This is a genomic window from Lysobacter sp. Root916 (genome assembly GCF_001429785.1).
Taxonomy (GTDB): Bacteria; Pseudomonadota; Gammaproteobacteria; order Xanthomonadales; family Xanthomonadaceae; genus Lysobacter.
This window is the reverse complement of the sequence record NZ_LMJF01000001.1, coordinates 440,770-465,475: the sequence shown is the minus strand read 5'-3', so window position 1 is coordinate 465,475 and position 24,706 is coordinate 440,770. Positions and strand designations below refer to the sequence as shown.

Below are 24,706 nucleotides of genomic sequence, written 5' to 3'. Positions count from 1 at the left end.
GCATGCCCCGTAGCGCCGGCCATGACCGCACAGCCGTCTTGTTCAAATCAGACCGCGCAACGATACCGTCAATCGGCCCAACCGTCGCCCAATCGGCCATTGCCATTGCCGTTGCCGTTGCCGTTGCCGTTGCCGTTGCCGTTGCCGTTGCCGTTGCCGTTGCCGTTGCCGTTGCCGCGGCATTGAAATCCAAAAGCAACGCACTCACTCGACCACCCGTAGACCCGAAGGGCGGCGCGCAGGACGCGCGCCGTTTTTCGAATGGACAGGGACGTCCATTCGAAAAATCCCCGCGCCAGCTCCGAACCCGCAGGGCCCTTCTCTTTGGTTACTTTTGACCGAAGGGAATCCAGACGGACTCTTGGGCTAGCAAGAGAAAGTGACCCGCATGCGCAGCAGGCGGAAGCCTTTGACCTTCGGCCAGAAGAGGCGACAGCAAAGCAACAGCAAATCCTCCCCAACCCTCCTTTTACAAAGGAGGGAGCTAGGAGCAAGAGCCTGCTGGCGTTCAGCCGTGCACGAACCTGCGGCTCGTAAGCCGCACGGTTTCACCCTTTTCCAAAGGAGGGAGCTAAGAGCAAGAGAAGGTGACCCGCATGTGCAGCAGGCGGAAGCCGTTGACCTTCGTGACGAAGAGACGAGAGCAGAACCAAAGCAAATCCTCCCCAACCCGCCCGGCCAGCAGGCGCAGCCTGCCGGCGCTCAGCCGTGCACGAACCTGCGGTTCGTAAGCCGCTCGGCTTCACCCTTTCCCAAAGGAGGGAGCTAGGAGCAAGAACCTGCTTGCGTTCAGCCGTGCACGAAACTGCAACTCGTAAACGCACGATTTCGCCCCGCAAATGAAGAAGCCAGGGTCTAAAAGCTCACCCGCGACACTTCCGCACCCTTAGCCCCGTCCAGACGCGATCGCGGCAGCCCGAGCCTGGCCAGAATTTTTATGAATAGCCGCACATAAGAGTGATTTTGATCCTCAATGGCACGCTTGATGTGCCTACTTGGCAGCAATCCCAGCCTGCCGCGGCATTACGCGCTGCGATGCAGCAAGCATCCTGGGATTTTCCCGCTACATTCGCCCGCAGCCGCCCTCTGCCTGGGCGGTCTTACCAGGGGTCTTTAGCCTTATGAACAAGCGTATCCGCGTCGGTTTGATCGCAGGCGCAGTAGCCATGGCACTGGGAACATCCTTCGTCGCGCAAGCGGGCGGACGGCCCGATCTGGCGCTGAAAGGTTTGAAGGAAGGTCGCGCGCACGCGAGCGGCGAATTGCTGGTGAAGTACCGCGACGGCGCCAATGCCGGCGCGAGCGATGCGGTACAGCGCGGCCTCGGCGCGCAGAAGGTGCAGACCGTGCGCCCCGGCAAGGGCGGGCGCGGCGAGCTGTCGCTGCTCAGGCTGCCGGCCAACGTCGACCTCGCCGCCGCCGTGAGCGCGCTCAGCAACGACCCGGACGTCGAATACGCCGAGCCGAACTGGCTCCTGCATCACGATGCGTTCTCCAACGATACGTATTACACCAACGGCACCTTGTGGGGCATGTACGGCGACGTCGGCAGCCCCAACAACCAGTACGGCTCGCAGGCCTCGGAAGCCTGGAACACCGGCTCGACCGCATGCGGCAACGTGATCGTCGGCGTGATCGACGAAGGCATCTACTGGCAGCACGAGGATCTGGCCGCCAACATCTGGACCAATCCCTACGACGCCGCCGACGGCATCGACAACGACGGCAACGGTTTCGTCGACGACGTGCACGGCTGGGATTTCAACGGCAATACCAACGACATCAACTCCGGCGGCGCCAGCGACGATCACGGCACCCACGTCTCCGGCACCATCGCCGGCGTCGGCGGCAACGGCAAGGGCGTGGCCGGCGTGTGCTGGAGCGGCGTCAAGCTGATCAGCGCCAAGTTCCTCGGCCGCCGCAGCGGCAGCACCGCCGATGCCGTGCGCGCGATCGACTACTTCAACGACCTCAAGACCCGCCACGGCCTCAACATCGTCGCCACCAACAATTCCTGGGGCGGCGGTCCGTTCTCGCAATCGCTCAGCGATGCGATCGACCGCGCCGGTCAGGCCGACATCCTGTTCGTGGTGGCCGCCGGCAACGACAGCGTGAACTGCGAGGGCAACACCTCCGGCGCGTGCTACCCGGCCGCGTATCCGAATAGCAACATCCTGTCGGTGGCGGCGCTGCGCAACACCGGCGCCCTGGTCTACAACTACGGCGTCACCACGGTCGACATCGGCGCGCCCGGCTACGCGATTCCGTCGACGGTGCCGGTCAGCTCGAAGGGCAAGCTGGTGTCGGGCTACGCCAGCTACAACGGCACCTCGATGGCGACCCCGCACGTCACCGGCGCCGCCGCGCTCTACGCCTCGCGCCATCCCGGCTCGACGGCGCAGCAGATCAAGGCCGCGATCATGAACGCGGCCGTGCCCACGCCGTCGCTGAGCGGGAAGACGGTCACCGGCGGGCGTTTGGACGTCAGCGGGTTCTGAACCGCAACAGCAACCCAGCGCGTTAGCGATACGGAAGAACCCGGCCTAGGCCGGGTTCTTTTTTTGCGGACAAGGCAGCGTCAGCCGCCGCCTAAGCATCAGGGCTCGAACAGCGCGATCGACTCCACATGCGCGGTGTGCGGAAACATGTCCATCACCCCCGCCGCGCGCAGCTTCCAGCCCTTCTCGCGCACCAGATAGCCCGCATCGCGCGCCAGCGACGCCGGATGGCAGCTCACGTAGACGATGCGCTTGAACTGCTTCAAGGGCAGCTGGGTCAGCACGAAATCGGCGCCCGAGCGCGGCGGATCCAGCAGCAGACGATCGAAACCCTCGCGCATCCAGGCTTCGCCGCTGAGATCCTTGCCCAGATCGGCGGCATAGAACTGCGCATTGGTCAGTCCGTTGCGCTCGGCGTTCTCACGTGCGCGCTTGACCAAGCCCGCCTCGCCTTCCACGCCCACCACCTCGCGTACCTGGCGCGCCAGCGGCAGGGTGAAATTGCCCAGGCCCGCGAACAGATCCAGCACCCGGTCGTCCGGCTGCGGCGCCAGCAGGTCCAGCGCATGCTGGATCATGCGGCCATTGAGTCCGGCGTTGACCTGGATGAAGTCGAGCGGGCGAAACGCCAGCTCCAGATTCCACTCCGGCAGCGAGAACGCCAGACGCGGCTCGGTCGGCCATAGCGGATGCACGCTGTCGACGCCGCCGGGTTGCAGGAATACCGCGAACCGATGCTCGCGCGCGAACGCGACGATAGCCTCGCGGTCGGAGTCCGACAGCGGCGCCAGATGACGGAAGGTCAGCGCCACGCCGCCGTGCGCGTTGTCGCCGTCGTCGAGCATGGCGTCGCCGGCGATGAACTCGATCTGCGGAATCTCGCGGCGCGCCTGCAGTCCATCGACCAGCGCCGCGAGCGCGGCGATCTTGTCGCCGATCGCGGGGATCACGGTCTCGCAGCGCACGATGTCGGCGACGAAACGCGGATCGGTCTCGCGGAAGCCGACCAGGGTCTTGTCCTTCTTCTCGACCCGACGCACCGAGAACCGGCCCTTGCGGCGATAGCCCCAAGCCGAATCGGTGAGCGCGGGCAGGACCCGCTCGGGCGTCACATGGCCGATACGCTCGAGGTTCTCCAGCAGCACGTTCTGCTTGGCCAGGATCTGCTGATCCTCGGCCATGTGCTGCAGGGCGCAGCCGCCGCAGGTGCCAAAATGCTGGCAGCGCGGCACCACGCGATCGGCCGAGGCTTCCAGCACCTCCAGCGTGACCGCTTCGTCGTAGCTGCGCGAGCGCGCGGTCTGCTTGGCCATCACGCGTTCGCCGGGCAAGGCGCCGGCGATGAAGACCGCTTTGCCGTCCGGGCGCCGGGCGACGCCGCGGCCATCATGGGTGAGGCCGCCGATGGCGGCCTCGAAGGGGGTTTGATCGATGCGGGCCACAGCTGCTGGCAGGAATCAAAGGCCGCGCATTGTCGCAGAAAGGCCGGGATTAGGGATTCGAGATTCGGGGTTCGGTTCAGGCGGCAACGCAGCGGCAAGCGATCCGTAGGAGGATTGAACCGAGACCTCGAGTGCCGAACCCCGAATTCCAGCCCCGATTACTTCTGCTTCCAGCCGCCGCCGGCGTCCTGGTACCACCAGCCGGCACGGGCGCTGTCGGTCCACTGGCGCGCGAACACCTTGCGGATCTGCGGCTCCCATTCCGGATGGCCGTTGGCCACCGCGACCTCGCGGTAGACCGCGGCCGAGTCGCGGTTCTGGTCGGCCACCGCCTGGTTCACGCCGACCCGCTCGGCCAGCGGAATCTTGGCCGCGTCGCGCACGTCGATGCTGCCGTCGTTGCCGAAACCCAGCGCGCCGGAATCGAAGTGCGCGCGCAGCTGACCGTCGAAACGGCCCTTCATGCGCGCCTGGATGGCCTGGATCGCCGGCGTCTTGATGGTGATGTCCGGCGAGGACTGCGCATAGGCGCTGCCGATGCCGACCAGCGACAGCCAGTCGATGCGCGGGCCCAGCGAGGCGCTCTGCCCGCCCGGCTTGGGCGCCGGAGCCGGCGTGGTGGCCGGCTGGGTGTCGTCGCCGATCACCTTTTCGACGAACTCCTTGGCCGCTTCCTTGGCCTCGGCGGCCGGGAAGTACACGTTGATCGTGACGCAGGCCGTGAGCATCACGGCGGCGACCGGCAAACCCATCCAACGGCGCATGTTCGTTTCCTTCTGAAGAATGTTCTACGACGGGATTATTCGACGACGGGTTTGACGTCGCCCTTGCCGACGGCTTCCAGCCGTTCCAGCAAGGTCGGCCAGTCGACCCGGCGGTTGATGCCGACCACGTCCAGCCGCGGCAGTCCCGCGCCCTGGACGATAATAAAGGCCTTGTCGCCTGAATCCTTACTGGCCGGGCCCAATCCGTCCATATGGCAGACCTCGTCGGCGAGCCGGCAGGAGATGCCCAGGCGCGCGTAGCCGAAGTCGTCGAAGAAGCCGATCAGCATGCCCTGCAGGCTGCCGACGAAGGAGGCGTCGCCCACGCTGGACAGGTCCTGGACCGCGCGCTGGCTGATGCGCTGGCGGACCCCGCGCTTACGCTCGGTGCGCAGGTGGGCGTCGAACGCGACCGGCTGCCAGTCGACCAGGCGCAGGGCGTCGATGCGGCCGTCGAGCTTGCCGGTGATGCTGCCGAAACCGAGCACGCCGGTCAGCGACTCCAGATCCAGATCGTCCAGCGCGATGTCGGCCGAGAGCGTGGGCGCGACGCCGAACGGACGCTCCATCGCCAGCGAGGACACGCTCACGCTGCCGCCGAACAGCTGCATGGTCAGGCCGCCGTCGAAATCCAGGCGGTCGTTGGCGTAGTGCGCCTGCGGGATGCGCCCGCTGAGCTCGCCGCTGAAGGCCGGGCCGTCCACGGCCTTGGTGATGCGGCCGATGTCGAGCCGGTCCAGGCCCAGGCCGAAGCGGATGTCGAGCCCGTGTTCTCCCGCCGGCGGACGCAGGCGCAGGCCGTCGAAACTCACCTGCCCGCCCAGCATGGGGAAGCTCACCGTGCGTTGCAGGCGCAATTCGCCCGCGCCGCTGGTGAACGGCAGCTGCGCGGGGCCGAAGTCCAGGCCGTACAGCGCGCCGCCGCTCCAGCTCAGCGCGCTGGCGACCGGCGCGTCGGCCGAGTAGCGCAGGTTGCCGGCCAGGCCGTCGAAACGGAAGCGGCCCTGCGGATCGTCGATGGCGGCGTCCTGCAGGCTGGCGTCGGCCGCATGCAGCTCGCCGCCGGCCACGCGCACGCGCGCCTGCATGGCGCCGCGCAGCTGCAACTGGCCCAGGCCGGCCAGGCCCAGGAAGCCGGTGAGATAGCCGTCGCGCAGGGGCGTCAGGTTCGCGCTGCGCAGATCCAGTTCCAGCGCGTCCAGGCCGGCGTCGGGCGTGAGTGCCGCGCGGCCTTCGGCGCTGAGCACGCCTTCGTCGCGCCACAGCAGGCGCGGCAGCTGCCAACCCTGCGCGCCCTGGCGCTGCGCGGTCAGCTCCACGGCGACATCGCGTTGCTGCAACGACAGGTAGGCGTTGCCGAACAGCAATTCGCCGCCGCGCAGGCGGCCGTCCAGGTCGAAACGGGTGAGTTCGCCGAAGCGCGCGTCCAGCGCGAGTTCGGCGCCCAGGTGCTCGGCCGCGATCGTGCCGTCGGGCGTATCGAAGGCGCCGCCGCGCAGGCTGATCGGGCCGGCCACGCGCAGCGGTTGGCGCTCGGCGGCGGTGACGGTGAGGCGGGCGTCGAGCTCGCCGCCCTTGAAACGCGCCTCCGGCCAGGCTTGGGCGGCCAGGGCCTGGGTCCAGGCCAGCGGCACCCGGGTCAGATCGATCCGGGTCGCGTCGGGCGCGGCCGCATTGCGGTGCAGCGCGACCACCGCCGCGCCGCGCGACAGACGCGCGTCGGTGACCGCCACGCCCAAGTCCAACGCCAGCCGCAAGGGCGCGGCGCGCCCGGAGCGCAGCTCGCCGTCGCAACGCCAGCCGCCGCGACCGTCGCGCTGCAAGGGGCAGCGCCAGCTCACGTCGGCAAATCGGTAGCCCAGGTCGGGCGCGACCACGCTGGCCGCGCGCAGGCGCAGCTCGCCCTGCTTCGCCTGTGCCGGCCAGTCCAGCGACACCTGCACCTCGCGCAAACTTGCGACGGCGGTCTCGATCCGGCCGATCTTCGCGTTCAGGCTGCGCGCGCAGGCGTCGCCGGCCAGGCAAAAACCCGGAAGCGACATCCACAGCAGCAGGCGTACTATCGGAGACGACATAGCCGGCAGCATAACCAGCGGAGCCCCCGACCCGATGGAACCGACGATTAATTCGCCGCAGATCCCCCGTTTGCTTCTGGTCGAAGACGATCCGACCAGCCGCGCCTTCCTCACCGCCGCCGCGCAGGCCCTGCCCGCCGACATCGACGGCGCCGACAGCGTCGCCGCCGCGGTCGCTCTGGGCAATGCGCAGAATTACGACCTGTGGCTGTTCGACGCCAACCTGCCCGACGGCAGCGGCATCGAACTGCTCGCACGCCTGCGCGCGCGCCATCCGCGCACGCCCGCGCTCGCGCATACCGCCGCGGCGGACGCCTCGGTGCTGGAAGGCCTGATCGCGGTCGGTTTCACCGAGGTGCTGGTGAAGCCCCTGCCCGCGGCGGCGGTACGCGCCGCGATCGCGCGCACGCTGGGCCTGGAAGGCCACGATCAGCGCGCGGTCGCCAGCGTGGCGACTGGCGCCAAGCGGCCGGTGTGGGACGACGAGGCGGCCGCCAGCGCGCTCAACGGCAACGTCGCGCACGTGGACACCTTGCGCGGCCTGTTCGTGCAAGAGCTGCCGACCACCCACGAAGCCATCCTGGCCGCCGCCCATCGCGAGGACCTGGATACCGTGCGCACCGAACTGCACAAGCTGCGCGCGAGCTGCGGCTTCGTCGGCGCGGCGCGCCTGAGCGATGCGGTGCAGGCGCTGCAGAACGAGCCGGATTCGCGCGAGCGCCTGGCGCGTTTCGACGATGCGGTGCAGGACACGCTGGCGACTGGGTTGCCGGTGGAAAGCTAGATCGCGGCAAGTAGAGCATCGTCGCGCGAGCGACGATGCGGCTCGCCAGCGGCTCACCGCATCCTACGAACGGCGTGGTGGCGCTAGCCTTCGACGCCGTCTTCGCGCGTCGGTTTGGTACGCGGGGCGACGCGCGCCAGTTCCGTCAGCAATTCCCAGGACTTCAGCCCGCGCGGGCCGAGGTGGTGCGCGAGCACGCCGCGCATCGCCCGGCGCAGACCCGCCAGATCGTCGGCGCTGGGCAAACGGTCGTCGGCCAGGGCCAGCAGGGCCTGGCCGGTGGCCGCGCCGCTGCGGTCGGCGCGACCGCGATCGCTGAGCAGACGGCGCGGGCCGTGCTCGGGATCCAGGCGGTAGCGCGCGGCCGGGTCGATGGCTGCACCGTCGCCGTCGTGGTGCCAGTCGAAACCGAAGCCCAGCGCGTCGAGCAAATCGCGTTCGAACCGGCGCAGGGTCCAACCCGGCGACACGTCGCCGCCCAAGCGCGCGCGCGCCTGCTCGTAGGCCGCGAACAGATCGGGCAGCGGATCGTTGCGCGGGGCCAGGCGCAGGGTCAGTTCGTTGAGATAGAAGCCGGCGAGCATGCCGTCGCCGGACAGGCGCGGCGCGGCGTCGAGCGCCTCGGCCGCGGTCAAGCGCGCAAGCTCGCCCATCTGCACCGCCTCGAAGCGGACCCATTGCAGCGGCTGCAGCGCCGCGCGCAGCAACTGCTTCTTCGCTCCCTGTACGCCGCGCGCGACCAGACCGATGCGGCCGTGGTTCTGGCTCAACACCTCGACCAGCAAGCTGGTCTCGCGCCAGGGGCGCGTGTGCAGGACGAAGGCGGGTTCGGCGGTGTAGCGCATGGGGCTAGGAGTGAGCGCAGAGAAGCGAGGAGTGAGAGGGAGCGAAGAGCATGCGCTTTGACTCGCTCCTCACTTCTCTGCACTCACTCCTGCTTCAATCGTGATAGCCCAGCGAGCGCAGCGCGGCCTCGTCGTCGGACCAGCCTTCGCGCACGCGCACCCAGGTTTCCAGGAATACCTTGGCGCCGAACAGACGCTCCATCTGGATGCGCGACTTGGAACCGATCTCGCGCAGGCGCTCGCCGCCCTTGCCGATCACGATCGCCTTCTGGCCGTCGCGCTCGACCCAGATCACCGCGCCGATGCGCAGCATGGTGCCGTCGACTTCGAACTTCTCTACTTCCACCGTGGTCGCGTACGGCAGCTCTTCGCCGAGCTGTCGCATCAACTGCTCGCGCACCATTTCGCCGGCGAGGAAGCGCTGGCTCTTGTCGGTGATCTCGTCCTCGCCGTACAGCGCGTCCTGCTCGGGCAGGTAGCCCAGCACGGTCTTGACCAGCGCCTCCAAGCCGTTGCGCTTGAGCGCGGAGATCGGATGCACGCCGGCGAATTCGCGGCCGTCGCTGATCTTGGCCAGATACGGCAGCAGCGCGGTCTTGTCCTTGAGCCGGTCGATCTGATTGACCACCAGCACCACCGGCATGCCGGCCTTGCGCAGCGCGTCGAAGGCCAGCGCGTCCTCGTCGTCCCACTGCCCCGCGCGCACCACCAGCAGGGCCACGTCGACGCCCTCGATCGCGCCGCGCGCGGCGCGGTTCATCATGCGGTTCATCGCGCGCTTCTGCTCGCGGTGGATGCCGGGGGTATCGACCAGCAGCAGCTGGCCTTCGGGAAAGGTGGCGATGCCGAGCAATTGATGCCGGGTGGTCTGCGGGCGCGGCGAGACGATGCTGACCTTGGCGCCGACCAGGGCGTTGACCAGGGTGGATTTGCCCACGTTGGGGCGGCCGATCACGGCTACGTGACCGGCGCGATAAGGGGATGCGTTCATGCGTGGATTGTCCGCGTGTGCGGGCCCGAGGGCAAACCGGCCGGCGGCCGGGATTCAGTAATTCGGGTCCAGTTGGCGCAGCGCGGCCTCGGCGGCCAGCTGCTCGGCGGCGCGGCGCGATCCGGCTTCGCCCTCGGTGGCGATCAGCGGCTGGGCGATGCTGCAGCTGACCCGGAAGCTCTTGGCGTGGTCCTCGCCGGACTCCGACAGCAGGGCGTACAGCGGCAGCGGTTTCTGCCGGCCCTGCAGCCACTCCTGCAAGCGGGTTTTGGCGTCCTTGCCGACCTTGTGCGGCGGCGGCAGCGCCGCCATCGCGGCCTCGAACCAGGGCAGCACGCGCGCCCGGCAGGCTTCGAAACCGGCGTCGAGGTAGATCGCGGCGACCACCGCTTCCAGCGCGTCGGCCAGGATGGAGTCGCGACGGTGGCCGCCCGACTTCATCTCGCCGGGGCCCAGGGTCAGGCGCGCGCCCAGTTCCAGGCTGCGTGCGATCGGCGCCAGCGCGGATTCGCGCACCAGCTCGGCGCGCGCGCGCGTGAGCGCGCCCTCGTCGGCCTGCGGCCAACGCACGTACAGGGCTTCGGCGACGATCAGATTGACCAGCGAGTCGCCGAGGAACTCCAGCCGCTCATTATGCGGCGCACCGGCGCTGCGATGGGTCAGGGCCTGCTCCAGCAGGCCCGGATTCGCGAACCGGTGTTCGATGCGATCAGTCGGCACCACCGCCGCCACGGACGATATCCTGATGAGCTTCGAACCTGCCGACCACATCAAGATTGGCGATCAGCTGACGACGTACTTCGTAGTTCACCAGGATTTCGTAACCGGAACCCTTGCGCTGGATCTTCACGTGCTCGTGCTTCACGTTGTCTGCGTAGCTCACATACAGACGGCGGAAGAACAGATCCTCGATCTTCGCCGGATCGCGATCGGCGATGCCCGGCTCGGCCGCCAGGCTCGTCAGAGCCCGCTTGACCCCGTAATACTCGGTATACATCGGGATCAGCTTCATGCCCATGTAGACGAATACACCGACCACCGCCAGCACGATGATGAACCCGATCAGGGTCATGCCGCTCTGATTACGCTTCATCCGATCATCCCCCGTCGTAAGACGCGATTTGTTGATTGTCACCCTACCGCGACGGCGGGTGCCGTCACGGAATACTGTTGCCGATACGCGAGAAATCCACGCCCCCATCGACGTTCATCCAGATCAGGAACGCCTTGCCCCTCAGGTTCCGCTCCGGCAGGAAGCCCCAGTATCGGCTGTCCTCGCTATTATCACGATTGTCGCCCATCACAAAATAGTGACCGGCCGGAACCACCCAATCGCCCTCTCCTTGATCGAGCAACGGCAAATTGGTCCGCTCCAGGACGCGGTGCTCGCGCCCGAGCAGATTCTCCGCCAGTTCCTGCGAGCCCGTCATCTCGGTGCCGTTGCCGTGCCCCTCGTAGGTGCCGATCGGGGTGTACTTCAGGACCTCGCCGTTCACCGTCACCTGATTGTCGTGATAGCTCACGCGGTCGCCGGGCAGGCCGACCACGCGCTTGATCCAGTCCTGCTCGGGGTGGTGCGGCGGCTTGAACACGACCACGTCGCCGCGCTTGGGCTCGCCCAGCGACACGACCTTCTGGTTGCTGATCGGCAGGCGCAGGCCGTAGGTGAACTTGTTGACCAGGATGAAATCGCCGGTCAGTAGGGTCGGCATCATCGAGTTCGAGGGAATCCGGAACGGCTCGGCGATGAAGCTGCGCAGCACCAGCACCACCAACAGCACCGGAAAGAAGGCCTTGGAGTAGTCGACCAGGACCGGCTCCTTGCCGTCGTCCAGCAAGCCCTCGCGCGCGGCGCGGCGCTTGGCCAGGAACAGTTTGTCGAGCAGCCAGACGGCGCCCGAGAACAACGTCAGCGATACCAGTGCGATTTCAAACCAGCGCATGCAAGCTCCTTCGGAGCGGGGATTCGGGATTAGGGATTGGAGCTTGGGATAGCCGGGAAACGTGCACTCGGCCGCATCCCGAATCCCGAATCTCGAATCCCGGCTTCATTTGTTGTCCACCTGCAATACCGCCAGGAACGCTTCCTGCGGAATCTCCACGCGCCCCACCTGCTTCATGCGCTTCTTGCCCTCTTTCTGCTTCTCGAGGAGCTTCTTCTTACGGCTGATGTCGCCGCCGTAGCACTTGGCCAGCACGTTCTTGCGCATCGCCTTGACCGTGCTGCGGGCGATGATCTGCGAGCCGACCGCGGCCTGGATGGCGACGTCGAACATCTGGCGCGGAATCAGTTCGCGCATCTTTTCGGAGATCTCGCGGCCGCGGCGATCGGCGTGGGCGCGGTGGGTGATGATGCTGAGCGCGTCGACCTTGTCGCCGTTGATCAGCGTGTCCACGCGCACGAACGGACCGGCCTGGAAGCGCAGGAACTGGTAGTCCAGCGAGGCGTAGCCGCGCGAGACCGACTTGAGGCGGTCGAAGAAGTCCAGCACCACCTCGGCCATCGGCAGCTCGTAGCTGATCTGGACCTGGTTGCCCATGTAGGTGATGCCGATCTGGCTACCGCGCTTTTCCTCGCACAAGGTGATCACGTTGCCGACGTAGTCCGGCGGCGTGAGGATGTTGGCGCGGATGATCGGCTCGCGGATCTCCTCGATCATGTTGACCTGAGGCAGCTTGGCCGGATTGTCCAGCGGCATGGTGGTGCCGTCGGTCTTGAGCACTTCGTAGATCACCGTCGGCGCGGTGCTGATCAGGTTGAGGTCGTACTCGCGCTCCAGGCGCTCCTGCACGATCTCCATGTGCAGCATGCCCAGGAAGCCGCAGCGGAAGCCGAAGCCCATGGCCTCGGAGCTTTCCGGCTCGAAGCGCAGCGCGGCGTCGTTGAGGCGCAGCTTCTCCAGCGCTTCGCGCAGGTCCGGGTAGTCCTCGGCGTCGACCGGGAACAGGCCGGCGAACACGCGCGGCTGCATCTCCTGGAAGCCCGGCAGCGGCTTGCTGGCCGGATCGGAGGCCAGAGTCAGGGTGTCGCCGACCGGCGCGCCGTGCACGTCCTTGATGCTGGCGTTGATCCAGCCCACTTCGCCGGCGCCCAGCTTGGGCAGGTCCTTGCGCTTGGGCGTGAACACGCCGACCTTGTCGACCAGATGGGTGCGGCCGGTCGACATCACCAGGATCTTGCTGCCCGGCACGATCTCGCCCTGCATGACCCGCACCAGCGAGACCACGCCCAGGTAGTTGTCGAACCAGGAGTCGATGATCAGCGCCTGCAGCTTGTCGGTGTCGCGCGGCTTGGGCGGCGGGATGCGATGCACGATCGCTTCCAGCACGTCGACCACGTTGAGGCCGGTCTTGGCGCTGATCGCGACCGCGTCCTCGGCGTCGATGCCGATCACCGCCTCGATCTCGGCCTTGGCGCGCGCGATGTCGGCGGTGGGCAGGTCGATCTTGTTGAGCACGGGCACCACTTCCAGGCCCTGCTCGACCGCGGTGTAGCAGTTGGCGACCGACTGCGCTTCCACGCCCTGGGCGGCGTCCACCACCAGCAGCGCGCCTTCGCAGGCGGCCAGCGAGCGGCTGACTTCGTAGCTGAAGTCGACGTGGCCGGGGGTGTCGATGAAATTGAGCTGGTAGACCTGACCGTCCTTCGCCTTGTAGGGCAAGGACACGGACTGCGCCTTGATGGTGATGCCGCGCTCGCGCTCGATCGGGTTGGAATCGAGCACCTGCGCTTCCATCTCGCGCGCCTCCAGGCCTCCGCAGAGCTGGATGATGCGGTCGGCCAGGGTCGATTTGCCGTGGTCGACGTGAGCGATGATGGAGAAGTTTCTGATCTGCTGCATGCGGGACGGCGCGAAGCTCACCGGTTCCAGAGAGTTAACGGGAGATTATCGCATACCGCGCCGTACCCATGCCCCGCGCCCGCCCCAGGGCGGGCGCGTGCCCACCTCAGCCGGCTTTCGCCTCGGCGGTGACCGCGATGAACTGGGTCGCCGCGCCGCGGCGCACCAGCAGCATCACGGTGTCGCCCGGACGCACCCCGGCCAGCTCGCGGTTCAGCGCCGAGGCGCTGCCGACTGCGGTGCGGCCGACCGACAGCACCACGTCGCCCGGGCGCAGCCCGGCCTCGCCCGCGGCCTCGCCCGGCGTCTGCACCAGCACGCCCTCGCCCGCCTTCAGGCCCAGGCGCTGGCGCGCGTTCGCGGCCAAATCCTGGCCGACCAGGCCCAGCGCGTTGCTGCCGCCTCGGCCCGGGGCCGCGGCGCTGTCGTCGTTGGCGGCCGGACCGGGCGCGCCGGCGACCTCGGCGCCCAGGGCGCCCAGCACCACTTGCTCGGTCAGGACCTTGCCGCCGCGGTTGATCTCCAACTTGACCTTGGCCCCCGGCGCCAGTGCGCCGATCAGCGGCGGCAGGTCGCTGGAGGTGTTCACCGGGCGGTCGTTGACCGCCAGGATCACGTCGCCGAGCTGGATCCCAGCCTTCTCGGCCGCGCCGCCGGCCTGCACGCTGTTGACCAGGGCGCCGCGCGAATCCGACAGGCCCAGGCCCTTGGCGCTTTCAGAGGTGATCGCTTGCACGCCCACGCCGAGCAGGCCGCGCTGGACCTTGCCGGTCGCGCGCAGCTGTTCGGCCGAGTTCATCGCCACGTCGATCGGGATCGCGAAACTCACGCCCATGTAGCCGCCGGAGTTGGAGAAGATCTGCGAATTGATGCCGACCACCTCGCCGCTGGTGTTGAGCAGCGGGCCGCCGGAGTTGCCCTGGTTGATGGCGACGTCGGTCTGGATGAAGGGCACGTACTGCTGGTCGGCGTAGGGATTCATACGGCCGACCGCGCTGACGATGCCGGCGGTGACCGAGTGATCCAGGCCGAACGGCGAACCGATCGCGATCACCCACTGCCCGGGCTTGGTCAGGCTGGCGTTGGCCAGGCGCAGGAACGGCAGGCTCTTGGCGTCGATCTTGAGCAGGGCGACGTCGGACTGCTCGTCGCTGCCGACCACCTTGGCGGTGAACTCGCGGCGATCGGACAAGGTGACCTTGACCGTGTCGGCGCCGTCGACCACGTGATGGTTGGTCAGCACATAACCGTCCTGCGAAATCAGGAAGCCGGTGCCCAGCGAATTGCCGCCGCCGCGCGGACCGCGCGGGCCCTGCGGACCCCCCGGCATGTCGGGGCCGAAGAAGCGGCGGAAGATTTCCGGAATCTCCTCCTCGTTCGGCATCTGACCCTGGCCGCGGCTGGCGCGGCGCGGCGCGATCTCGGCGCGCACGTTGACCACGGCCGGACCGACCCGCTGCACCAGGGCGGTGAAATCGGGTAGACCGCTGACCAGCGGCGCGGACGGCGTCGCGGCCGGCGGCGGCGCGATCGGAGTGCTGGGAGTCTGCGCGGTGCAGGCGGCCGGCAGCAGGGCGACCAGGGCAGTGGTCAAGGCGATAGAGCGAAGCGGACGAGTCATGGAATCGGCCTCGAAGGTTGCGGAGATTTGGCCGCGCGGCCGCCGGGCCGCGCGTGATCGGGGGAACGACTGAGAGAGTGCGGGCGGATGCGCGGCGCGGCGAGTCAGGCACGCGGGCTTCGCGCTCCGCCGCCGCGGCCGCTTACGGCTGCGGCATCCGGCTTTCGGGTTCGGGCGCCGGCGGCGGCTGCACCGGCGCCGAGTCGGACGCGCTGGGCTCGAAGGGATAGAACGAACGCGCGCTGGCGCTGCTGCTGCCGTAGCTGGCGGTGAAGCCACCAGTGGCCGGATAGTTCGGCAACACCGCGCGTGGCCACGGCCGCGACGGCGCGTCGCTGTGCTGGGGCCGGAACGGATTGGCGGCGGCGCCGGCGCTGGCGGCCGCCACTTCGATCGCGGGCGCGGCGGCGACGGCCTGGGTCTGGGTTTGGGTTTGGCGACGCAGGGCGGCGCGCTGGGTCTGCCCGCGCGAGCTGCGGCGTTCGGCGATGCGGCGCGGCACTTCGGCCACCGCGACCGCGGCGGCACCGAGACCGGCGGCCTGCTGCTCGGGGTTCTGCGGCGACGGCGCGGCCGGTGCGCTGCCGGCATCGGCGCTGGCGACCTGGGTCTGCGGCGCGGCCGCATCGGGGGCGCTGTCGTTGGCGAACGGACGCGCCACGAACAGGGCCGCCACCGCCACCGAGGCGGCCAGGGCGCCGCCGATCCAGCCGCGACGGCTGGCCGGAGCGGCCGCGGGTGCGGCGGCCTGCGCGGTCGCGGCTTCGGCGGCGATCGCCGCGGCGACGCGGTCGGCGAAATCCGGCGCGGCGATGCCGGCGGCCTGCCCGCGCAGGGCATCGCCGCACAACTGCCAGCTGCCGCAGGCGCGGCGCCATTGGGCGTCATGGCTCAGGCGCTTGAGGGCGAAGCGGGCGGCATCGCCGTCGAGCTCGCCGTCGAACAGTGCGCTCAGGGCTTCGCGGTCGGTGGGAATGCCGTGCTCGTTGGAGGCTGCGTTGGACGTCATATCAGTGGGCGCGCTCGCGGGTGTCTTGGTTATCCAGCAGGGGCCGCAGCTCGATGTCGATCGCCTCGCGGGCGCGGAAGATCCGCGAACGCACGGTGCCGATCGGGCAGCCCATCTTCTGCGCGATTTCCTCGTAGCTCAGGCCGTCCACCTCGCGCAGGGTGATCGCGGCCCGCAGTTCCTCCGGCAGGGATTCGACCGCGTGCATCACCGTGCGTTCGATCTCCTGGCGCAGCAACTCGTGTTCCGGGGTGTCGCTGTCGCGCAAGCGGATGCCGGTCTCGAACTGTTCGGCGTCGCCGGCGTCGATGTCGTCGGTCGGCGGCCTGCGGTTCTGCGCGACGAGGTAATTCTTGGCGGTGTTCACGGCGATCCGGTGCAACCACGTATAGAACTGCGCATCGCCCCGGAAGTTCGGCAGCGCGCGGTAAGCGCGCAGGAAGGTTTCCTGGGCAACGTCCTGGCATTCGCTCCAGTCCGGTATGTAGCGCCCGATCAGCGCGGTGATCCGATGCTGGTACTTGCGCACCAGGGCATCGAAGGCCGTGCTATCGCCACGCTGGACACGCCTGACCAGCTCTTGGTCCAACTCATTCTCGGCCATGCCGCGCCGGCACTCCTGTCAGCTCGGCCGTGGCCGAACAATGGGACAACCCTGTCGGGAGAAAGTTCAATCACGATCATAAATGGGGCCGGGGCCGCGCCGGCGCAACCGCCAAGGGTCACGCCGCGGCGTGCGCCGGGGCCGCTCGCAACCGAGGCCTGGGAGCCGCCGATTTGACGGCGACGAAACAACCTCGGGATGATAGCGGGATATTCCATACCTGAACGGATGGTGCAGTCATGATGGCTGGCCTCGACGGACTTCGTTTCCAACATTGGCAGACCGAGCTGCGGGAGGACGGCATCCTGCTGCTGTCGTTCGACCGCGCCGGCTCGTCGGTCAATACCTTCGGACAGGACGTCCTGATCGAGCTCGACGCGCTGCTGGAGCGGCTGGCGCTGGACCCGCCCAAGGGCGTGGTGCTGCGTTCGGCCAAGGCCTCCGGCTTCATCGCCGGCGCCGACATCAAGGAATTCCAGACCTTCGACGAGAAGGGCACGGTCGGCGACGCGATCCGGCGCGGCCAGCAGGTGTTCCAGCGTCTGGCCGAACTGCCCTGCCCCACGGTCGCGGCGATCCACGGCTTCTGCATGGGCGGCGGCACCGAAATCTCGCTGGCCTGCCGCTACCGCGTCGCCAGCAGCGATCCCTCGACCCGGATCGGCCTGCCGGAAGTGAAGCTGGGCATCTACCCGGGCTGGGGCGGCAGCGTGCGCCTGCCGCGCCTGGTCGGCGCGCCGGCCGCGTTCGACATGATGCTCACCGGCCGCGCGCTGTCGGCATCGAACGCGCGCGCGATCGGCCTGGTCGACAAGGTGGTGGAAGCGCCGCTGCTGGTCGACGCCGCGGTCGCGCTGGCGCTCAAGGGCACCCAGCGTCCGTTCAAGCAGCGCTTCATGGGCTGGGCGACGAACAGCTGGCTGGCGCGCAAGATCCTGCCCGGCATGCTGACCAAGCAGGTCGCGCGCAAGGCGCGCAAGGAGCACTACCCCGCTCCGTACGCGCTGATCAACACCTGGGCGCGCAGCAGCGGCGGCGTGCAGGCGCGCCTGGCGGCCGAGCGCAAGTCGGTGGTCAAGCTGGCCTCCACCCCAACCGCGCGCAATTTGATCCGGGTGTTCTTCCTGCAGGAGCGGCTCAAGGGCCAGGGCGGCAAGGATCATGGGATTCAGCGCGTGCACGTGGTCGGCGCCGGCGTGATGGGCGGCGATATCGCGGCCTGGTCGGCCTACAAGGGCTTCGAAGTCACCCTGTCCGATCGCGAACAGCGTTTCATCGACGGCGCCCTGACCCGCGCCCAGGAGTTGTTCGCCAAGCGGGTCAAGGACGAGAGCAAGCGTCCGGCGGTGGCGGCGCGCTTGAAGGGCGACCTCGCCGGCGAAGGCGCGGCGCAGGCCGATCTGGTGATCGAGGCGATCATCGAAAAGCCCGAGGCCAAGCGCGAGCTCTACGATCAGGTCGAGCCGAAGATGAAGCCCGACGCGCTGCTGACCACCAACACCTCGTCGATCCCGCTGGTCGAACTGCGCGACCACATCCGCCGTCCGGCCCAGTTCGGCGGCCTGCACTATTTCAATCCGGTGGCGCTGATGCCGCTGGTCGAAATCATCCGCCACGACGCGATGGCGCCGGAGACGGAGCAGCGCCTGGCGGCGTTCTGCAAGGCCATCGACAAGCTGCCGGTGCCGGTGGCTGGTACGCCCGGCTTCCTGGTCAATCGCGTGCTGTTCCCGTACATGCTGGAAGCGGCGACCGCGTTCGCCGAGGGCATCCCGGGCCCGGCCATCGACAAGGTCGCGGTGAAGTTCGGCATGCCGATGGGGCCGATCGAATTGATCGACACCGTCGGCCTGGACGTGGCTGCGGGCGTGGGCGCGGAACTGGCGCCGTTCCTGGGCCTGAGCGTGCCGGCGGCGTTGAGCGGCGTGGAGCCGAACAAGCGCGGCAAGAAGGACGGCCAGGGCCTGTACAAGTGGGAGAACGGGCGCGCCCAGAAGCCCGAACTGCCGAAGGACTACCAGACTCCGTCGGACCTGGAGGATCGCCTGATCCTGCCGCTGGTCAACGAGGCGGTGGCCTGTCTGCACGATGGCGTGGTCAGCGATGCCGACCTGCTGGATGCGGGCGTGATCTTCGGCACCGGCTTCGCGCCGTTCCGCGGCGGCCCGATCCAGTACGTGCGCGAAACCGGCGCCGATGCGCTGTTGGAACGCCTCAAGACCCTGCACGCGCGCTACGGCGATCGTTTCGCGCCGCGTCCGGGTTGGGATTCGCCGGCGCTGCGTCCGTGAGGGGCGCGGCGCTGGCGTCAGCAGCCTGCGTTGCCGAGGCTGCCATGGCCCTCGCCGCACCGCGGCGCAAACCCGAATGGGTGCTTCACAGCATGCGCTGACCACCGCATTGACGCGGGCCGCTGTGGCGGCGCGACGGTACGGTTCGTCTTGGGCCCATCGCAGCGTACGAGCTGACGGCGCGAATTCGTAACCTCGCGCGCCCTCACCCCAACCCCTCTCCCGCCAGCGGGAGAGGGGCTGAAGGCRGCGTCGAATGGGTCCCCTCTCCCGCTTGCGGAGAGGGGCTGAAGGCAGCGTCGAATGGGTCCCCTCTCCCGCTTGCGGAGAGGGGCTGAAGGCRGCGTCGAATGGGTCCCCTCTCCCGCTTGCGGGAGAGGGCTAGGGTGAGGGATGAGCGCGAAGCGCGAATGCGCTTTATCCCGAACCTGGCCTTTGCGGTCGCGGTCCCGATTCAGGGGTATTCACACGCGGACGCACGTCGCGGCCGATGCCGCTCCCGGAGGAAACGGACCCTCGATGCGGAATGAGGACTCACGGTCGCGGCTTGCGCCGCTCCTGCACGGAGCGGATGCAGAGACGACGCGTTACATCGTGTGGGTGGCGCGATCCGCGGTCAGCGAGCCGGCCAGCAGCGCTTCGATCTTGCCCTTCACCGCATCGCCTTCGGCGGTCTCGGCGAACTGCACGCCGATACCGGCCGGGCGGTTGCCCTGGGCGCCGGTGGGCGTGACCCACACCACCTTGCCGGCCACCGGCAGGCGCTCGGTGGATTCGGGCAGGGTCAACAGCAGGAACACCTCGTCGCCGAGGAAGTAACGCTTGGGGGTGGCGACGAAAATGCCGCCGTACTTCAGGAACGGCATGTACGCGCCGTACAGCGCCGCCTTGTCCTTGATCGCCAACGACAGGATGCCCTGCCTGGCTGCGCCCGCGCCTGCCGCTCCGCTCATCCCCGATGTCCTCCAGCGGCCCGCGCGCCGTCGGGCGCGCGCCAAGCCATCAACAATTCGACTACCGCCAGGTCCGCGCGCACCGTCGTCCGCAACAGATCGCGGGTGCGATTGGCGCGATCGAACCAGGCCGCCAGACTGCGCGTTCGCACCGGGTCGGTCAAGCCGGAGGCTTCGGCCAGGGCGAGATCTGCGGCATGCCGCAGACGCAGCGCGGCGTGTTCGTCGCCGACCCAACGCGCGGCGATTTCCGAAGGCGAGGCGTCGCCGCGCGCGAGCTTGCTCAGATCGGCGGCGACGTCGCGACGCAGCTTCAGGCCGTCGCCCTGCAACCACTCGTGGGCCAGGCCCGGATGGCCGCGCGCGGCCTCCAGCGCTTCGCGCGCGGCGGTCTCGGCGTGGCCGGCGGCCTTCAGCCAGGCCAGCGCCTCGTCTTGCGGCGGCAAACGGAACTCCAGGCGCTGACAACGGCTGCGGATGGTCGCGCTCAGACGCAGCGGATGCGCGCTGACCAGCCACAGGTAGCGGCCGGGCACCGGCTCTTCCAAGGTCTTGAGCAAGGCGTTGCCGGCGGCGTTGTTGATGGCATCGGCCGGGTCCAGGATCGCGACCTGGGCGCCGCCGTACTGCGGCGTCAGCGACAGGCGCTCGGACAGGCTGCGGATCTGTTCGATCACGATCTCGGTGCGCAGGCGCGTGCCTTCCTTGTTCGGAATGAAGGACACGGTCTGGAAATCCGGATGGGTGCCCGCCGCGTACAGCAGGCAGCCGCGGCAATGCCCGCAGGGCTCGCCCTGGGCGTCGCGATCGCGGCACAACAGGCGCTGGGCCAGACGCTCGGCGACCGCGCGCTTGCCCAACTGGGCCGGGCCGCAGAACAGCAGCCCGTGGCCGAGGCGGCCGGCGTCGAGCGCGGCGGTGGCCTGCTCGTAGACCCGGCGCTGCCAGGGCGCGAACGCGGGCGCGCTCACGACTGCGCCTCGATCAATTGCCGCAAGCGCGCCACCGCCTGCGCGGCGACCGCATCGGCGGGCTGGCTGGCGTCGATCACATGGAAGCGATGCGCCTGCGCTTGCGCGCGCGCGCGATAGCCGGCGCGCACGCGCTCGAAGAAGTCCTCGCGCTCGGCTTCGATGCGATCGACAGCGCCGCGTCCGCGCGCGCGCTGCAGGCCGATCGCGACCGGCACGTCCAGCAGCAGCGTGAGCGCGGGCTCGATCCCGACCACGCGGCGTTCGAGTTCGGCGATGAACGCCGCATCCAGACCCCGACCCTCGCCCTGGTAGGCGTAGCTGGCGTCGGTGAAACGGTCGCTGATCACCCAGGCGCCGCGACGCAGCGCCGGCAACAGGGTTTCGCGCACGTGCTGGGCGCGGCCGGCGAACACCAGCAGCAGCTCGGCCTCGGGCGTGGCGGGTTCGTGATGGGGGTCCAGCAGCAGGCCGCGGATCTGTTCGGCCAGCGGCGTGCCGCCGGGCTCGCGCGTGCAGACCACTTCGACGCCGGTCGCTTCCAGCGCATCGCGCAGCGCGGCCAGCACGGTGGATTTGCCCGCACCCTCGCCGCCCTCCAGGGTGATCAGGCGCGGTTGGACCTGCAGGCTCATCGGCGCGCGCTCTGCGCCGGCGTAGGCGGCGTGGGAGTGGGCGCGGTCTCGGCCTCTTGCGCTTCTTCCAGCACCGCCTTGCCCTCCTCGGGCTGGCCGCCGCGGCGCTGCGCGCGGTAGCGCTGCAGGTACAGGCGTACGTTGGCTTGATGCTGGGCGTAGGTGGCCGCGAACAGGCTACTGCCGCTGCCGTCGCCAGAGGCGACGAAGAACAGCGCGTCGCCCGGCGCCGGATTGGCGACCGCCTTGAGCGCGCCCGCGCCCGGCATCGCGATCGGCGTCGGCGGCAGGCCGGTGCGGGTGTAGGTGTTGTAAGGCGTGTCGGTTTGCAGGTCGCGCTTGCGGATGTTGCCGTCGTAGCCCGCGCCCAGGCCGTAAATCACGGTGGGGTCGGTTTCCAGCTTCATGCCCAGCTTGAGCCGGCGTTCGAACAGGCCGGCGATCTGCGGGCGCTCGGAGGCGATGCCGGTTTCCTTCTCGACGATCGAGGCCAGGATCAGCATTTCCTCGCGGCTCTTGAGCACGCTGTTCTTGTCGCGGCCTTCCCAAGCCGCGTTGAGGGCCTTGTCCATGGCGTCGCAGGCGCGCTTGAGCACGTCCAGGTCGCTGTCGCCACCGGTGTAGAGATAGGTCTCGGGCAGGAAGCGCCCTTCCGGATGCTGGCCCGGGCGGCCCAGCGCCTTCATCAGCGCGGCATCGTCGAGTTTGGCGGCCTCCTGTTTCAGGTCCTGGTTGCGCGCCAGCGCCGCGCGCAGATCGCGCAGGTTCCAACCCTCGATCACGGTGAAACGATGGCTGACCACGCGGCCGTCGCGCATCGCGATCAGCAGCTCGCGCGGCGTGGTGCCGGGCTCGAGCGCGTACTCGCCCACCTGCAGGCGGCCGGCGGCGCCCAGGTGCTTGGCCAATGCGCGCCACTCCAGCGCGTCGCCGCCGCTCACGCCAGCCTCGCGCAGCTTGCGCAGCACCACCGGCAGCGAGTCGCCGCGTTCGACGATCAGGCTTTGCCCGGCCTGCAGGCCGGACAGCGGAGCGTCGGCGAAGCGCACGTAGCGCTGGAACAGCCAGCCGCCCGCGACCACGGCGGCCAACACCAGCAGCAGGAAGAAACCGCCGACACGGCGCTTGGTTTTACGACTCACGACACCTCCGAGCCCGGCAGGGCTGCAGATTCGAATGCGGGATGCGACTCGGCCAGGCGGCGCTGCAGGCCGCCCACCGCGGGATGCGAGGGCCAGACGCGCTCGCCCAGGCGGGCGACCGGCAGGATACCGCGCACGGCATTGCACAGGAAAACCGCGTCCGCGCTTTCCAACGCGTCTTGCGACAGGGTCGCGGTTTCGGCCGCGGCTTCGCCCAGGATCGCTAGCACCTGCTCCCGGCACACCCCAGCGACGCCGCAGCGGTCCACGCGGGGCGTCCACCAGCGGCCCTCGCGCAGCACGAACAGGTTGGCCGCGGTCGCGCACACCACCGCGCCTTCGCCGTCGCGCATCAGGCCTTCATGGATCTCGGCGGCGTCCCATTCGGCGCGCGCCAGGACCTGCTCCAGGCGGTTGCAGTGCTTCAACCCGGCCAGCGCCGACGGCGTCGCCAGGCGAGTCTCGCACCAACGCAGACGCAGCCCCTCGGCCGGTGCCGGCGGCGGCAGCGGATGGGTGGACAGCAACCACGTCGGCGGCGCATCGGTCGGCGGCGCGTACCCTCGCCCGCCCGCTCCCCGGCTCACGATCAGCTTCAGCACCGCATCGGCGCCGTCGAGCAGGCGCTCGGCCTCGGCGCGCACGTAGTCGGGACGCGGCAGCGGCAGGCGCAGGCGCGCCGCGCCGCGGCTCAGGCGCCGCCAGTGCGCGTCCCACCACGGCAGCTGGCCGCGATGCGCGCGCAGGGTTTCGAACAGGCCGTCGCCATAGGCGTAGCCGCGGTCCAGCAAGGGCAGCGCCTGCACGGCTCGCTCGCCGACGTAGACGCGCGCATTCATCCGGCCACGCCCAACGCGCGCAGCATGCCGCGCGCCTTGGCGCGGGTCTCGTCTAGCTCGCGCTGCGGATCGGAGTCGGCGACGATGCCGGCGCCGGTGCGGAAACGCAGCTCTTGGCCTTCCAGCTCGGCGCTGCGGATCAGGATGTTGAGGTCGAGGTCGCCGTCGCGGTTGAGCCAGCCCATCGCGCCGGTGTAGACGCCGCGACCGCCGCCTTCGAGCTCGGCGATGATCTGCATGCAGCGCACCTTGGGGCAGCCGGTGATGGTGCCGCCCGGAAACACCGCACGGATGGTCTCGCCCGGGCTCGCGTCCGTGCGCAGGCGGCCGCGCACGTTGCTGACGATGTGGTGGACGTGGGCGTAGCTCTCGACCGTCATCAGTTCGTCGACTTCGACGCTGCCCGGTGTGCACACCCGGCCCAGGTCGTTGCGCTCCAGATCGATCAGCATCACGTGCTCGGCGCGTTCCTTGGGATGCCCGACCAGCTCGCGGATGCGCGCCAGGTCGTCGTCGCCGGCCACGCGCGGGCGGGTGCCGGCGATGGGCCGGGTCTCGACCACGTCGCCGCGCACCGACACCAGGCGCTCGGGCGAGGCGCTGACCACGGCCCAGTCGGGGCCGGCGAACAAGCCGGCGAACGGCGCCGGATTGTGCTGGCGCAGGCGCTGGAACAGGGCCGCGGGCGCCAGCGGCGCGTCGAAGCGCGCGCGCCAGCCGCGCGAGAGATTGACCTGGAATACGTCGCCGGCGAGCAGGTAGTCGAGCACGCGCGCAACGCCGTCGGTGTAGCGCTGCGGGGCATCTTCCTCGATCGTCTGCGGCGGCTGCCATTCGGGCAGCGGCGCCAGCGCGGCCGCGCGCTCGATGTCGGCGACGATCGCGTCGAGCATGTCCGCGTGATCGGTCTCGGCCAGCACGATGCAGTCGCCGCTGGCGCGGTCGCGCAGCAGCGCGGCCGGGCAGCGCAGGGCCAAGGCCACCGGCAGGCCGCCCGGCGCCGCCGGCAGGCGCAGCACCGGCTCGACCTGCGCGGCCAGCTCGTAGCCGAACAGCAGCGCCCAGCCGCCGCGGAACGGCCAGCGCGGCTCGTCGCGCGCGACCCGCTGGGCGCGCCAGTCGGCGTCGAGCGCGGACAGGAAATCGCCGGCGCGCGCGCCCCCGTCCTGGTCGCGCACGGTACCGTCGGGGTCCAGTTGCAGCGACGCGCCGTTAGCGGCCAGCAACAGGTCCCAGCGGCCCTGGGCAGTGCCGTCGGCGCTGGATTCCAGCAGCATGGGATAGCGCTGCGGCGCCAGGCGCTGCAGCGACAACAGATCGACGGTGGCGGGCAGCGCGCGGGTCAGCAGCATGATGGTCGAACCTTATACCGGCGCGGCGCGAGCGGGCGAGCGCGACGC

22 protein-coding genes are annotated in these 24,706 nt (G+C 69.2%); 4 read left to right on the top strand and 18 right to left on the bottom strand.

The annotated features are described in order from the left end of the window. Positions 1–2 precede the first annotated feature (2 nt). Positions 3–338 (top strand): hypothetical protein, encoded by a 336-nt coding sequence (locus ASE35_RS21435; RefSeq protein WP_162259002.1) that lies wholly within the window; start codon positions 3–5, stop codon positions 336–338. A gap of 828 nt (positions 339–1,166) precedes the next feature. Further along, positions 1,167–2,498: a S8 family serine peptidase gene (locus ASE35_RS02315; protein WP_235567128.1), complete on the top strand. Its 1,332-nt coding sequence runs from the start codon at positions 1,167–1,169 to the stop codon at positions 2,496–2,498. Between the two features lie 98 nt (positions 2,499–2,596). Here the strand turns inward: ASE35_RS02315 and rlmD are convergent, their stop codons facing one another. The 3 genes from rlmD to ASE35_RS02300 form a co-directional block, all read right to left on the bottom strand. Further along, positions 2,597–3,952 (bottom strand): 23S rRNA (uracil(1939)-C(5))-methyltransferase RlmD, encoded by a 1,356-nt coding sequence (gene rlmD, locus ASE35_RS02310; RefSeq protein ID WP_057162850.1) that lies wholly within the window; start codon positions 3,950–3,952, stop codon positions 2,597–2,599. A gap of 146 nt (positions 3,953–4,098) precedes the next feature. Next, positions 4,099–4,704, bottom strand: coding sequence for a YdbL family protein (locus ASE35_RS02305; protein WP_056173498.1), 606 nt, complete (start codon positions 4,702–4,704; stop codon positions 4,099–4,101). A 35-nt stretch (positions 4,705–4,739) separates the two neighbouring features. After that, positions 4,740–6,779 carry a hypothetical protein gene (locus ASE35_RS02300; RefSeq protein ID WP_057162849.1) on the bottom strand — a complete coding sequence of 680 codons (2,040 nt, stop codon included), beginning with the start codon at positions 6,777–6,779 and terminating at the stop codon, positions 4,740–4,742. 34 nt (positions 6,780–6,813) lie between these two features. Here ASE35_RS02300 and ASE35_RS02295 point away from each other — a divergent pair, with 34 nt between their 5' ends. Further along, positions 6,814–7,563, top strand: a complete 750-nt coding sequence (locus ASE35_RS02295; RefSeq protein WP_235569978.1) for a response regulator — start codon at positions 6,814–6,816, stop codon at positions 7,561–7,563. Between the two features lie 83 nt (positions 7,564–7,646). Here ASE35_RS02295 and recO read toward each other — a convergent pair whose 3' ends face one another. The 9 genes from recO to rpoE all read right to left on the bottom strand — a co-directional run bounded on the left by recO (position 7,647) and on the right by rpoE (position 16,475). Continuing rightward, on the bottom strand, positions 7,647–8,408 hold the full coding sequence (gene recO, locus ASE35_RS02290) for a DNA repair protein RecO (protein ID WP_057162848.1): 762 nt from the start codon (positions 8,406–8,408) through the stop codon (positions 7,647–7,649). Between the two features lie 94 nt (positions 8,409–8,502). Next, entirely contained in the window at positions 8,503–9,399 is an 897-nt protein-coding gene (gene era, locus ASE35_RS02285) for a GTPase Era (RefSeq protein ID WP_056173489.1), read from the bottom strand. 54 nt (positions 9,400–9,453) lie between these two features. Then, a complete protein-coding gene (gene rnc, locus ASE35_RS02280) occupies positions 9,454–10,131 on the bottom strand; it encodes a ribonuclease III (RefSeq protein WP_235569977.1) in 678 nt (225 codons plus the stop codon). Further along, a complete protein-coding gene (locus ASE35_RS02275) occupies positions 10,109–10,492 on the bottom strand; it encodes a DUF4845 domain-containing protein (RefSeq protein ID WP_057162846.1) in 384 nt (127 codons plus the stop codon). The genes rnc and ASE35_RS02275 overlap by 23 nt, the downstream gene beginning before the upstream one ends. A gap of 64 nt (positions 10,493–10,556) precedes the next feature. Next, positions 10,557–11,342 carry a signal peptidase I gene (lepB, locus tag ASE35_RS02270; protein ID WP_056173480.1) on the bottom strand — a complete coding sequence of 262 codons (786 nt, stop codon included), beginning with the start codon at positions 11,340–11,342 and terminating at the stop codon, positions 10,557–10,559. A 105-nt stretch (positions 11,343–11,447) separates the two neighbouring features. Beyond that, positions 11,448–13,241, bottom strand: a complete 1,794-nt coding sequence (gene lepA, locus ASE35_RS02265) for a translation elongation factor 4 (protein ID WP_056173477.1) — start codon at positions 13,239–13,241, stop codon at positions 11,448–11,450. A 106-nt stretch (positions 13,242–13,347) separates the two neighbouring features. Further along, complete coding sequence (locus ASE35_RS02260) at positions 13,348–14,862, bottom strand: DegQ family serine endoprotease (protein WP_057161281.1); 1,515 nt, start codon at positions 14,860–14,862, stop codon at positions 13,348–13,350. Positions 14,863–15,004: 142 nt separating this feature from the next. Then, positions 15,005–15,871, bottom strand: a complete 867-nt coding sequence (locus ASE35_RS02255) for a sigma-E factor negative regulatory protein (protein ID WP_057162845.1) — start codon at positions 15,869–15,871, stop codon at positions 15,005–15,007. A 1-nt stretch (position 15,872) separates the two neighbouring features. Next, positions 15,873–16,475: an RNA polymerase sigma factor RpoE gene (rpoE, locus tag ASE35_RS02250; protein ID WP_056173469.1), complete on the bottom strand. Its 603-nt coding sequence runs from the start codon at positions 16,473–16,475 to the stop codon at positions 15,873–15,875. Positions 16,476–16,714: 239 nt separating this feature from the next. Here rpoE and ASE35_RS02245 point away from each other — a divergent pair, with 239 nt between their 5' ends. Next, positions 16,715–18,766 (top strand): 3-hydroxyacyl-CoA dehydrogenase NAD-binding domain-containing protein, encoded by a 2,052-nt coding sequence (locus tag ASE35_RS02245; RefSeq protein WP_057162844.1) that lies wholly within the window; start codon positions 16,715–16,717, stop codon positions 18,764–18,766. 587 nt (positions 18,767–19,353) lie between these two features. On the opposite strand, the gene ASE35_RS02240 is transcribed toward ASE35_RS02245, so the two are convergent. From ASE35_RS02240 to ASE35_RS02215, 6 genes are read right to left on the bottom strand one after another with little or no spacing between them, the layout of a single operon-like run. Beyond that, complete coding sequence (locus ASE35_RS02240; RefSeq protein ID WP_055909722.1) at positions 19,354–19,719, bottom strand: PilZ domain-containing protein; 366 nt, start codon at positions 19,717–19,719, stop codon at positions 19,354–19,356. Then, positions 19,716–20,690 carry a DNA polymerase III subunit delta' gene (locus tag ASE35_RS02235; RefSeq protein WP_056173464.1) on the bottom strand — a complete coding sequence of 325 codons (975 nt, stop codon included), beginning with the start codon at positions 20,688–20,690 and terminating at the stop codon, positions 19,716–19,718. The genes ASE35_RS02240 and ASE35_RS02235 overlap by 4 nt, the downstream gene beginning before the upstream one ends. Next, entirely contained in the window at positions 20,687–21,325 is a 639-nt protein-coding gene (tmk, locus tag ASE35_RS02230) for a dTMP kinase (RefSeq protein ID WP_057161284.1), read from the bottom strand. Before tmk ends, ASE35_RS02235 begins: the two co-directional genes overlap by 4 nt. Beyond that, positions 21,322–22,467, bottom strand: a complete 1,146-nt coding sequence (gene mltG, locus ASE35_RS02225) for an endolytic transglycosylase MltG (protein WP_057162843.1) — start codon at positions 22,465–22,467, stop codon at positions 21,322–21,324. The genes tmk and mltG overlap by 4 nt, the downstream gene beginning before the upstream one ends. Next, on the bottom strand, positions 22,464–23,306 hold the full coding sequence (gene pabC, locus ASE35_RS02220; RefSeq protein WP_057162842.1) for an aminodeoxychorismate lyase: 843 nt from the start codon (positions 23,304–23,306) through the stop codon (positions 22,464–22,466). Before pabC ends, mltG begins: the two co-directional genes overlap by 4 nt. Next, positions 23,303–24,658: an aminodeoxychorismate synthase component I gene (locus tag ASE35_RS02215; RefSeq protein ID WP_057162841.1), complete on the bottom strand. Its 1,356-nt coding sequence runs from the start codon at positions 24,656–24,658 to the stop codon at positions 23,303–23,305. The genes pabC and ASE35_RS02215 overlap by 4 nt, the downstream gene beginning before the upstream one ends. Between the last annotated feature and the right edge of the window lie 48 nt (positions 24,659–24,706).